The sequence below is a fragment of the Rhodococcus sp. Leaf247 genome (assembly GCF_001426185.1).
Classification (GTDB): domain Bacteria; phylum Actinomycetota; class Actinomycetes; order Mycobacteriales; family Mycobacteriaceae; genus Rhodococcoides.
Genome location: NZ_LMRP01000003.1, coordinates 164,590 through 175,991, shown reverse-complemented (window position 1 = coordinate 175,991; position 11,402 = coordinate 164,590). Strand labels below are relative to the sequence as shown.

Annotated in this window: 11 protein-coding genes; 5 read left to right on the top strand and 6 right to left on the bottom strand. The window is 68.3% G+C overall.

From position 1 onward, the window contains the following. Positions 1 to 100 precede the first annotated feature (100 nt). Complete coding sequence (locus ASG64_RS16120) at positions 101 to 517, bottom strand: hypothetical protein (protein WP_156388440.1); 417 nt, start codon at positions 515 to 517, stop codon at positions 101 to 103. A 277-nt stretch (positions 518 to 794) separates the two neighbouring features. Between ASG64_RS16120 and lexA the strand changes: the two genes are divergently transcribed. Next, entirely contained in the window at positions 795 to 1,574 is a 780-nt protein-coding gene (gene lexA / locus ASG64_RS16115) for a transcriptional repressor LexA (protein ID WP_056074604.1), read from the top strand. A 61-nt stretch (positions 1,575 to 1,635) separates the two neighbouring features. On the opposite strand, the gene ASG64_RS16110 is transcribed toward lexA, so the two are convergent. The 5 genes from ASG64_RS16110 to ASG64_RS16090 all read right to left on the bottom strand — a co-directional run bounded on the left by ASG64_RS16110 (position 1,636) and on the right by ASG64_RS16090 (position 7,065). Further along, on the bottom strand, positions 1,636 to 2,778 hold the full coding sequence (locus ASG64_RS16110; protein WP_042572623.1) for an acyl-CoA dehydrogenase family protein: 1,143 nt from the start codon (positions 2,776 to 2,778) through the stop codon (positions 1,636 to 1,638). A gap of 163 nt (positions 2,779 to 2,941) precedes the next feature. Then, positions 2,942 to 3,565: an IMPACT family protein gene (locus ASG64_RS16105; RefSeq protein ID WP_056074602.1), complete on the bottom strand. Its 624-nt coding sequence runs from the start codon at positions 3,563 to 3,565 to the stop codon at positions 2,942 to 2,944. A 9-nt stretch (positions 3,566 to 3,574) separates the two neighbouring features. Next, positions 3,575 to 3,859 (bottom strand): hypothetical protein, encoded by a 285-nt coding sequence (locus ASG64_RS16100; RefSeq protein ID WP_156388439.1) that lies wholly within the window; start codon positions 3,857 to 3,859, stop codon positions 3,575 to 3,577. Positions 3,860 to 4,032: 173 nt separating this feature from the next. Then, complete coding sequence (locus ASG64_RS16095) at positions 4,033 to 5,316, bottom strand: uracil-xanthine permease family protein (RefSeq protein WP_056074598.1); 1,284 nt, start codon at positions 5,314 to 5,316, stop codon at positions 4,033 to 4,035. A 57-nt stretch (positions 5,317 to 5,373) separates the two neighbouring features. Then, a complete protein-coding gene (locus tag ASG64_RS16090; RefSeq protein WP_042572619.1) occupies positions 5,374 to 7,065 on the bottom strand; it encodes a phosphoenolpyruvate--protein phosphotransferase in 1,692 nt (563 codons plus the stop codon). 181 nt (positions 7,066 to 7,246) lie between these two features. On the opposite strand from ASG64_RS16090, the gene ASG64_RS16085 reads away from it, so the two are divergent. The 4 genes from ASG64_RS16085 (at position 7,247) to ASG64_RS16070 (ending at position 11,397) form a co-directional block, all read left to right on the top strand. Further along, positions 7,247 to 8,014, top strand: coding sequence for a DeoR/GlpR family DNA-binding transcription regulator (locus tag ASG64_RS16085; RefSeq protein WP_042572724.1), 768 nt, complete (start codon positions 7,247 to 7,249; stop codon positions 8,012 to 8,014). Next, complete coding sequence (locus tag ASG64_RS16080; RefSeq protein ID WP_056074596.1) at positions 8,011 to 8,994, top strand: 1-phosphofructokinase family hexose kinase; 984 nt, start codon at positions 8,011 to 8,013, stop codon at positions 8,992 to 8,994. Before ASG64_RS16085 ends, ASG64_RS16080 begins: the two co-directional genes overlap by 4 nt. A gap of 35 nt (positions 8,995 to 9,029) precedes the next feature. Then, positions 9,030 to 11,066, top strand: coding sequence for a PTS fructose transporter subunit IIABC (locus ASG64_RS16075; protein WP_056074594.1), 2,037 nt, complete (start codon positions 9,030 to 9,032; stop codon positions 11,064 to 11,066). Positions 11,067 to 11,139: 73 nt separating this feature from the next. Then, positions 11,140 to 11,397 (top strand): HPr family phosphocarrier protein, encoded by a 258-nt coding sequence (locus ASG64_RS16070; RefSeq protein WP_042572616.1) that lies wholly within the window; start codon positions 11,140 to 11,142, stop codon positions 11,395 to 11,397. The last annotated feature ends 5 nt before the right edge of the window (positions 11,398 to 11,402 follow it).

The following is an 11,402-nucleotide window of genomic DNA, read 5'->3' as shown; positions in this document are numbered from 1 at the left end:
CCCCTCGGTAGCACGGACAACTCGGACGCCGTGTCGGCATCCGACCTGTCGAGGATACCGCCAGGAGCAGACCGCGAAGTCGCCGCGTACCCCAGCGTCGTCACCGTCCGGCGACGACGCCCGCGTCGATCTGCTGGGAGACGGACGGCTGCGTCGGCGCGTCTGCCGATCGCATGTTCGCGAGCCCCACGAGCCCCAGAGCGGACACCGCTGTGATCAGCGCCACAGCAACCATCGACGCGAATCCGTGCGACCGACGGGTGCGGTGTTCGACCTGCGACACGCCCGGCGAACGACGCCGGTAGTCCGTCGCGCCCGCGTCGGGACGGCTCGAATCCCGCGGAGCGGTCCGGCGACGAACCGGTGTGCGGCCACGGGTCTGCGTCGACGCACCGTGCGTCCGGGCGGGCACCTGGCCCCAGTAGGACTCGTCGTCGCAGGTCCAGCGATCGGAGACGGGAGAATCGAGATCGATGGACCGTGCGGTGTCGATGGTCAGAACGTCACTACGAGTCACTGCAACCACTCCTCGTGGATAGCCGGTGGCCTCCGCGACGCTCTCCCACCGAAGTGTTCGAACGTCGCACTCGACCACGCGTTCGAATGAACGCATGTTCGATGTATAGCAGGGCCCACCGACAAAGTGCATCGAACACGCGACACGAATCGAACAGGTGTTTGATCCGAAGGGTGTTTCGGTTTAGGTTCGACACACGCACCACGGACGTGACACCAGCATCATCTGCACCACGGAGCTGGTTGTTCCACCCGCATCCACCGATGGAGGTATCTCGATGAAGGACGACAGCTCATCCGGCTCGGCTGGAGGGCGCACGACCGCTGGCGGTTCCCCCACCACGGCCGACACAGACTCGGGTCTCACCGAACGTCAGCGGCGCGTTCTCGAGGTGATCCGTGCGTCCGTCACCGAGCGCGGGTATCCGCCCAGCATCCGCGAGATCGGCGATGCCGTCGGCCTGACGTCCACGTCGTCGGTCGCCCATCAGCTCCGCACTCTCGAGCGTAAGGGCTTCCTTCGACGCGATCCCAACCGTCCCCGTGCAGTCGACGTGCGATTGCCCGGCGAGAACGGGCGGCCCGAGACTGCACCTGCCGTCGCGCAGGACGACATGGTCGCGTCGGACACCACCAACCACCTCGACACGTCCACGTCGAACGGTGACGACGACCGTCTACCCGTGCCGACGTTCGTTCCCGTCCTCGGCCGGATCGCCGCCGGCGGTCCGATCCTTGCCGAGCAGGCTGTGGAAGACGTCTTCCCGTTGCCGCGCGAGCTCGTCGGGTCCGGCTCTCTGTTCCTGCTGCGCGTCGTCGGTGAGTCGATGATCGACGCGGCGATCTGCGACGGCGACTGGGTCGTGGTCCGCCAGCAGAACGTCGCGGACAACGGCGACATCGTGGCCGCCATGATCGACGGCGAAGCCACGGTCAAGACGTTCAAGCGCACCGGTGGCGACGTGTGGCTGCTCCCCCACAATGACCTGTTCGAACCCATTCCCGGTAACGATGCCGTGGTCCTGGGCAAGGTCGTCACGGTGATGCGCAAGCTCTGATCCACGACAGACGAAAGCCGGCGCTGGACATCCAGCGCCGGCTTCGTCGTGTTCGGTGTGGTTACAGATCCAACCCGCGACCGATGATCTCCTTCATGATCTCCGTCGTACCGCCGTAGATGGTCTGCACACGAGAGTCCATGTACGCCTTGGCGATCGGGTATTCCTTCATGTAGCCGTAGCCACCGTGCAGCTGCAGGCACCGGTCGATGAGCTTGACCTGGTTCTCGGTGGTCCACCACTTGGCCATGGCAGCTTCCTGCACCGACAGCTCGTTCGCGTTGAGCTGCTCGATGTACTTGTCCACCATGATGCGGACGGCGGTCGTCTCGGTCGCGCACTCGGCGAGCACGAAGCGCGTGTTCTGGAACTTGCCGATCGGCTTCCCGAACGCCTTGCGGTCCTTGCAGTACTGGATCGTCATCGCCAGCGCCGACTCCATCGCGGCAGCCGCGACGACGGCGATCGACAGACGCTCCTGAGGCAGGTTCTGCATCAGGTAGATGAAGCCCATGCCCTCCTCGCCGAGCATGTTGGCGGCGGGAATGCGGACGTCGGTGAAGCTGAGCTCCGCGGTGTCCTGCGCCTTCATACCGATCTTGTCGAGGTTGCGGCCGCGCTCGAATCCGGGCATGTCGCGCTCGACGACGAACAGACTGAAGCCCTGCGCGCCCTTCTCGGGGTCGGTGCACGCCACCACGATGATGATATCGGCATTGATGCCGTTGGTGATGAACGTCTTCGAGCCGTTGAGCACCCAGTCGTCACCGTCACGGACGGCCTTGGTCTTGATGCCCTGCAGGTCGCTACCGGTACCCGGCTCGGTCATCGCGATCGCGGTGATCAGCTCACCGGAGCAGAACCCGGGCAGCCAGCGCTGCTTCTGCTCGTCGTTCGTCAGCTCGATGAGGTACGGAGCGACGACGTCGTTGTGCAGCGTGAACCCGATGCCGCTGTAGCCACCGGCCGTGGTCTCCTCGGTGACGATGGCGTTGTAGCGGAAGTCCTTGACCCCGCCGCCGCCGAACTCCTCCGGCACGGCCATGCCCAGGAAGCCCTGCTTACCGGCCTCGACCCACACGCCGCGGTCGACGATGTTCTGGGTCTCCCACTCGGCGTGGTGCGGCGCGACATGCTGCTCGAGAAATTTCTTGTACGAGCTGCGGAAGAGGTCGTGCTCGGCCTCGAACAACGTGCGCTTCATGGTTCTCCTCGTTAGGCGTACGGCGGATCTCACTCGAGAGTAGAACCCGAGTGCACGCTGGGTCGATGACCAGTGCGAGCACGTTCGGTGACTGCGGTGCCGTCGCCGGGCGGAGTTCGGTGCGGTGAGCCGCGGTATCCGCGGCTCAGCGCACCCTGCGGCCTCAGAACTCGAGCACCCACCGGTGCCCGACGCGCTCGGCGACGACACTTCCGCTGGTCGCCGACGCGAGGACACCGTCGAGCCGGTCACCGTCCCCGATCACCCGCAGGCGCACGTCGGACCCGTAGGCGACGTCGTCGATGACGAATCCGTGCACGCGCAGAACGCCCTCCACCCGACCGGCGTCCGCATGGGACAAGGCCATCTCGAGAACGTCGACACGCGCGAGCTCGCCCACCTCCGCACGGTCGAGCGCCGCACTCACCGCACCCGAGTACGCGCGCACCAACCCACCGGCCCCCAGCTTGACTCCCCCGAACCAGCGGCTGACGACAGCCACCACATCGACGAGATCGCGGCCGGTCAGCACGCCGAGCATCGGAACGCCCGCCGTGCCACCGGGTTCACCGTCGTCCGATGCGCGCTGACGGCGGTGCTCCTGATCTGGGCCGACGACGAAGGCCCAGCAGTGGTGGCCGGCGTCGGGGAACTCTGCAGTCACCGCGGCGACCACCTCGAGCGCCGCGGACTCCGTGCGGACAGCGACCACACGGGCGAGGAACCGGCTCCGTTCGATCACCGTTTCCGCATCGACGGGTCGGGGCGAGACGAGGGTGTGCGGCACGAAGGCAGCCTAGATCCGACGGTTGTGGCGGGCCTGCAGGACGAGAGGCGGCAGAACCCAGACGACGACCGTCGCGGTCACCCACCAGTACCAACCCGGAACGGCATTCAGCGCCAAGGCTCCGACGAACAGAGCAGATCCACTGCAGCTTTGCAGCAGATCGACGTCACGGCGACGCACCGCAGGCCCTCGCAACCAAAAGATGCGCTGGTCACCGCTCTCTCGCACCGTCCGCCTCGTCGACGCAACGGCGAGAACCACGGCGACGATCACGGCAACAGCCGCAACGGTCACTCGCGCAGCAGTATTCGGGAGCGCGAGCGTTGACGCGGCTGCCGAGGCAGACACTGCGAGGACCAGCAGTGTCTTCCACGCAGGCACGGACTGCCACTGGTCGGGCGCCACACTGACGGGGCGCATGGGCTCCAGCGGCGGGTGACTCACCACCTCAGCGTCTCACGGACCGATCAGTCTCGTCGGCGCTCCGACAGCACACGCAGCAGTGGGTAGGCGACGAGGATGCCGAGCGAGCCCCACACGATTCCGCCGAGTTCGACGGACCCGATGGTCAACGTCAGGTCACCGACACCGGCGACGAGTGCTGCGGCCGCGACCATGAGGTTGACGGGTTTGGTGAAGTCGATGCCCGCCTCCTGCCAGATGCGGACGCCGAGAAGGCCGATCAAGCCGTACAGCACCAATGTCGCGCCGCCGATGACTCCGCTGGGGACGGTGAAGATGAGGGCGCCGAACTTCGGCGAGAACGCCAGGACCAGCGCGGTGATCGCAGCAACCCAGTAGGCGGCGGTCGAGTACACGCGCGTCGCGGCCATGACGCCGATGTTTTCCGCGTAGGTCGTGGTGCCTGATCCGCCACCTGCTCCGGCGAGCGCCGTGGCGACACCGTCCGCGATCAGGGCGTCGCCGGCGACGTCGTCGAGAGGCCTGCCGGTCATCGCGGCGACGGCCTTGACGTGTCCGACGTTCTCGGCAACCAGCACCACGACGACGGGCAACGCGACCAGGATGGCCGAGAGCTGGAAGGTCGGGCCGGTGAACTCGGGAGCACCGAACCACGACGCCTCGCGCAGGGCATCCATCCGCAGGGGGTCCACCGCACCGGTCAGTGCTCCGAACACCCACCCCACGACGACGCCGACCAGGATGCCGAGGCGCCCGATGAGCCCCGGAACCGCGACGGTCACCAACAGGACGACGACCAGCGTCACGGTGGCCACCAGCGGCTGAGCTTCGTACGACGTCGTGGCGGTGGACGCGAGGTTGAAGCCGATCAGCGCGACGATGGCGCCGGTGACCAACGGAGGCATCACAGCGTCGAGGGCTTTGCTGCCCGCGATCTTGACGACGACGCCCACGGCGGCCAGCGCGACGCCGACCACCAGGACTGCGCCGAGTTGCACGGCAGCACCGTCGCCCGCCGTGGCGGCGAGCGGTGCGATGAAGGCGAACGACGACCCGAGGTAGCTGGGCAGCCGGCCGCGTGTGATCAGCAGGAACAGGGCGGTACCGAGTCCGGAGAAGAACAGCGTCGTCGTGACCGGGAACCCGGTGATCGTCGGAACCAGCAGAGTGGCGCCGAACATCGCGACGACGTGCTGCATCCCGATTCCCACCGTGCGCGGCCAGGACAACCGCTCGTCCGGTGCGACCACGGCGTCGGGTGCCACGGTGCGACCGTCGCCATGGACGGACCAGCGAGGGAAGAACTGCCTGGATCGAGTTGTCGTCACGGCGGAAATGATGTCACGCGGGAAGGCCGGAGGCCGGTCGAAGGGGGTCGGGCCTCGTCACCCCAGCAGGCTGGACGCGATCTGACGTGCTTCGGCGGGGCTCGAGGTGGACAGAACGGCCTCGGCCGCCGCGCGGCACTGGTCGAGGGTGACCGTGCCGAGCTTCGCACCGACACCGGCGACGGCGGCCGACGCTGCCGAGAGCGAGGTGACCCCGAAGCCGACGAGGACGCAGGCGAGAAGCGGGTCGGCTGCGGCCTCACCGCAGACCCCGACGGGCTTGTTCACTGCTGCACCGGCTTTCGCTGCGTGCGCGACCAGCGTGAGAACAGCGGGCTGCCACGGGTCGGTCAGCGCCGCGAGATCGGCGGACATCCGGTCGGCTGCCATCGTGTACTGCGCGAGGTCGTTGGTGCCGATGGACAGGAAGTCGACGTGATCGAGGATGCGGTCCGCGAGTAGCGCTGCGGCGGGGACCTCGATCATGACGCCGGGAGTGAGTCCGCGCTCGCGCACGTCGGCGGCGAAGGCCTGCGCCTCGGCGGACGTGGCGATCATCGGGGCCATCACCCACGGGGAGGACGCCGTCGACGCCGCGGCGGCCGCGATGGCGTCGAGTTGGCGATGCAGGATGCCGCGGTTGCCCTCGGCGATCCGGATGCCGCGGACGCCGAGCGCCGGGTTGGCCTCGTCAGCGTGGTTCGCGAAGCGCAGCGGCTTGTCGGAACCGGCGTCGAGCGTGCGGACGACCACTTTCGATCCGTCGAAGGCGTCGAGTACCTCGGCGTAGATGGAGGCCTGCTCGTCGACGGTGGGCTCGACGTCGCGGTCGAGGAAGCTGAGCTCGGTGCGGAACAGGCCCACACCGTCGGCGGCGGTGGACCGGGCCGCTCGTGCTCCCGCGCCGTCCTGCACGTTGGCGAGGATGTCGACGCGGTGGCCGTCGGAGGTCTGTCCGGGACCGCTCCAGCCGGCGACCTCGGCGAGGTGCACGGACGAATCTTGTACGGCGGCACGCGCTGTCGACGGATCGGGCTCGATGTCGATGCGCCCGGTGGTGCCGTCGACCATGACGAGCGTTCCGACGGCGACGTCGTCGAGGCCGGTCGCCGCGACGATGCACGGAATACCGAGCTGGCGGGCGATGATCGCGGTGTGACTGGTGGGGCCGCCGAGCGAGGTCGCCAGTCCGACGACGAGAGACGCGTCGAGACCGGCGGTGTCGGCGGGCGCGAGGTCGTCCGCCAGGAGCACGGACGGCTGGGACGGGGTGGGGATGCCCGGCTCGGGGAGGTCGGACAGTTCGGCGATCACGCGGTCGCAGATGTCCATGAGGTCGGTGATGCGCTCGGCCATCCGGCCACCGAGCTTGGCGAACATCGCGACGAACTGATCCGTCGCGGTGACAGCGGCGAAGGCGGCGTCCGAGCCCTTGCCGATGGCTTTGACGCCGGCGCCGATCCACCCGCGGTCCTCGGCCATCGCGGCGTTGGCGGCGAGTACCTCGGAGGCCGATCCTGTCGCCAGCGCAGCGCGAGCCTGCAGGCGTCGGCCGACCTCGGCTGCCGCGGCACGGAAGCGCTCCTTCTCCGCGTCGCGTGCGTCCTCGGCGATCTCGGTAGCCGTGTCGGGCCGCGAGGGTCGCGGTGCCGGGCGGACGACGGGCCCGTATCCGACCCCGGGCACGACCGGCGTTCCCTGCACGTGCGCCGTCGGCTGTGCGTCGTTCACGGTGACCGATCCCGTCATCTGGTTCCTCCTGCTACCGAGTGGGTGCGGGGGCGTCTCGCCGACCGCTGTGTGTCGCGTCTCCCGCGACAACTTCTGTGATTCAGATTACTCGAACCTCTTGACATGTCAACAGAGACGGGCGTAAAACAACATAAACCAACAGTGAAACAACGGGTCGGACGGAGGGGCGGTGAACACGATGTACGCAGAGGAACGCCAGAACGCCATCGCCGGCCTCATCGGTCAACGCGGCCGCGTCTCCGTTGCCGACCTGGCCGACACCTTCGGGGTGACCACCGAGACGGTGCGTCGCGACCTGGCCTCGCTCGACCGCATGGGTGTCGTACGCCGCGTCCACGGGGGCGCAGTTCCCGCCACGTCGGTCACCGCCGTCGAGCCCGGTATGGCCGAGCGCGAGCACACCCGCACCAGGGAGAAGGACCGCATCGCTGCTGCAGCCGTCGCGTTCCTTCCGCCCGCGGGTGGGTCCATCGCCCTCGACGCGGGCACTACGACGGGCCGTCTGGCCGCGCTGATCCCGGTCGACTCGGACCTGACCGTCGTCACCAACTCGCTGCCCATCGCGACCCGACTCGCCGCGGTGCCCTCGCTGGACCTGCACCTGCTCGGTGGTCGGGTCCGCGGCGTCACCCAGGCCACCGTCGGCGAGGACACACTCCGCGTCCTCGGAACCGTTCGCGTCGACGTCGCCTTCATGGGCACCAACGCGATCAGCGTCGCGCACGGCCTCTCCACCCCCGACACCGACGAGGCCGCCGTCAAGCGCGCGATGGTCGGGTCCGCGGATCGCGTCGTCGTCGTCACCGACTCGGCCAAGATCGGCCTCCAGTTCTTCATGTCCTTCGCCGCACTGGACTGTGTGGACGTCCTCGTCACCGACGACGGCATCACCGACACCGACTGCACCCGTCTGCAGCAACACGGATTGGAGGTGGTGGTCGCATGATCCTCACCCTGACGGCCAACCCCAGCATGGACCGCACGGTCACTCTCGACGCTCCGCTCGTGCGCGGCTCCGTGCACCGCAGCGCGACGACCACGACGGAACCCGGCGGTAAGGGCGTCAACGTCGCGCGAGTCGTCACGTCCGCCGGTCGAACGGCCACGGCCGTGCTGCCGTGCAGCGGGACCGATCCGCTGCTCGGAGCTCTCGGCATCCTGGGCGTGCGTTACCACGCGGTGCCCACCTCGGGTATCGCACGCACCAACCTGACCATCAGCGAGCCCGACGGCACGACGACCAAGATCAACGAGCCGGGCGCCGGCCTCGCTCCCGAAACCGTCGACGCGCTCATGGCGTCGGTACTCGATCTGGCGCAGCGTGCGGACTGGGTGGTCCTGTCGGGCTCGATTCCGCCGGGAGTCGACGCCACCTGGTACGGCCGCCTGGTCACCGCGCTTCGCGAGGTGTCGGCGAAGGTTGCCGTGGACACCTCCGACGATCCCCTCACCGCGCTCGCCGCCGGCTTCCCGTCGACGGCACCCGATCTGATCAAGCCGAACGCGGAAGAACTCGCGCACCTCACCGGTCACGACGGCGCCATGCTCGAAGCCAGTGCCGCACAAGGTGACCCGTACCCCACCGTCGAGGCCGCGCGCGTGCTCGTCGACCGCGGAGTGGCTGCCGTCCTGGCGACACTCGGTGGGTCCGGGGCCGTTCTGGTCACCGCGACAGGGTCGTGGTTCGCCACCCCTCCCCCGATCACCCCGCGAAGCACCGTCGGCGCGGGCGACTCGTCGTTGGCCGGATACATCCTGGCCGATCTCGACGGCGAGGACGGTGCCGGTCGACTCGCCCGGGCCGTCGCCTACGGATCCGCAGCCGCGGCCCTACCCGGCACCCGATTGCCGACGCCGTCCGACGTCGACATCACCGCCGTTCCCGTTCACACCCTCGACTCGTCACCCGCCGTACCCCAGTCCTGATCCCGCCGCTCCACTTCACCTACAGAGGAAACGACATGTCCAGTCCCACCACGGCTCACGATGCCAAGCCCGGCATCATCGCCGAGGACCTCATCCTGCTCGACGCCGATCTCGGCTCGACGAAGGACGATGTCATCGCCCGCCTCGCTCGCGTCCTCACCGATGCGGGCCGTGCATCGGATGCCGACGCCCTGCGCGACGCCGCGATGGCTCGTGAGGCGCAGTCGGCCACCGGCCTGCCCGGCGGCATCGCGATCCCGCACTGCCGGTCCGCCGCCGTCACCACGGCATCGCTGGGCTTCGCCCGACTGAACCCGAAGGTCGAGTTCGGCGCACCCGACGGCGACGCAGACCTCGTCTTCCTCATCGCCGCACCGGACGGCGCAGGCGCGGAACACATGAAGCTGCTGTCCTCGCTGGCACGCGCCCTGGTCAAGCCGGCGTTCGTGACGTCGTTGCGCGAGGCCGCCACCCCCGCCGACGTCGTCGCACTGGTCGAGGGCGTCCTGGCCCCGAAAGCCCCGAAGGCCGCTGCCCCCGTAACCACCACGAAGACCGCGCCTCCCGCTCCGACCGCCACGGCGGACGCTGCCAAGCACATCGTCGCGATCACCGCATGCCCCACCGGCATCGCTCACACCTACATGGCTGCCGACTCCCTCAAGGACGCCGGCGACCGTGCGGGCGTCACCGTGCACGTCGAGACGCAGGGCTCGAGCGGCTCCACTGCTCTGGACCCGGCACTCATCGCCTCCGCCGAGGCCGTCATCTTCGCCACCGACGTGGGCGTGAAGGGTCGCGAGCGTTTCGCGGGCAAGCCCGTCATCGAATCCGGCGTCAAGCGCGCGATCAACGAGCCCGACAAGATGGTCGCCGAGGCTCTGCGCGCCGGCGGTGACCCGAATGCCGCACGTGTCTCGGGCACCGCACCGGGAGCGTCGGCTGCCGCCGCTGCCGGTGGTCTCGGCTGGGGCACCCGGTTGCGCCAGATCCTGCTGACCGGTGTCAGCTACATGATTCCGTTCGTCGCTGCCGGCGGACTCCTCATCGCCCTCGGCTTCCTTCTCGGTGGATACGAGATCAAGGGTGTCGCCGAGGACATCATGACCAACAACAGCCTGACCAACCTGCCCGACGGTGGACTCCGCATCTTCATCGGCGCGGTGCTGTTCCAGCTCGGCGGCTTGGCCTTCGGCTTCCTGGTCCCGGCCCTGTCCGGCTACATCGCCTTCGCCATCGCGGATCGTCCCGGTATCGCCCCCGGCTTCACTGCCGGTGCGGTGGCCCTGTTCGTCGGCGCCGGCTTCATCGGTGGCCTCGTCGGTGGTCTCATCGCCGGCTTCGTCGCACTCTGGATCAGCCGGATCGCGGTGCCGCCGTGGCTGCGTGGCCTGATGCCCGTCGTCATCATCCCGCTGGGAGCGACCCTCGTCGTCGGCGGTCTGATGTTCCTCGTACTGGGTCGCCCGCTCGCCGCCATCACCACCGGCCTGACCAACTTCCTCAACGGTCTCTCGGGCTCGTCGGTCATCATCCTGGGCATCATCCTGGGTCTCATGATGTGCTTCGACCTCGGTGGACCCGTGAACAAGGCCGCCTACGCCTTCGCCACCGCCGGCCTCAGCGTCGACAACGAGGCATCGCTGCGCATCATGGCCGCCGTCATGGCTGCCGGCATGGTTCCCCCACTCGCCATGGCTCTGTCGTCCACCCTGCGTCCGAAACTCTACAGCGAGGCCGAGCGTGAGAACGGCAAGGCTGCATGGCTTCTCGGAGCTGCGTTCATCTCCGAAGGTGCGATCCCGTTCGCCGCGACCGACCCGCTGCGCGTCATCCCCTCGATGATGGCCGGCGGTGCCGTGACCGGTGCGCTGATCATGTCCTTCGGCACCACGCTCAGCGCGCCCCACGGCGGACTGCTCGTGTTCTTCGCCATGAACAACTTCTTCCTGTTCCTGCTGGCACTGGCGATCGGCACCGCGGTTTCCGCGGCCCTGATCACTGCCGCCAAGCAGTTCGCCGGCAAGAAGCCCGCCGAGATCATCGACGAGCCGGTCGCCGTCGCAGCCTGACACCCACGTCAGCACCCTCGCAGCTGGCACTATCGACAGCAGCACTCACCAGACGAAGAAGGAGATCACCACGATGCCCAGCACCACGGTCGCAGTCGGATCCGCCATCGGCCTGCACGCTCGCCCCGCCGCCGTCATCGCCGAAGCAGTCGCCGATTCCGGTGTCGACGTCACCCTCGAGGTCGACGGCGAAGAGGCCGTCGACGGAGGATCGGCACTGATGATCATGACGCTCGGAGCCACCAAGGGCACCGAGGTGACGATCACCAGTGACGACCAGGCGACGTTGGACAAGATCGCGGGCCTCGTCGCCTCGGATCTCGACGCCTGACCTCA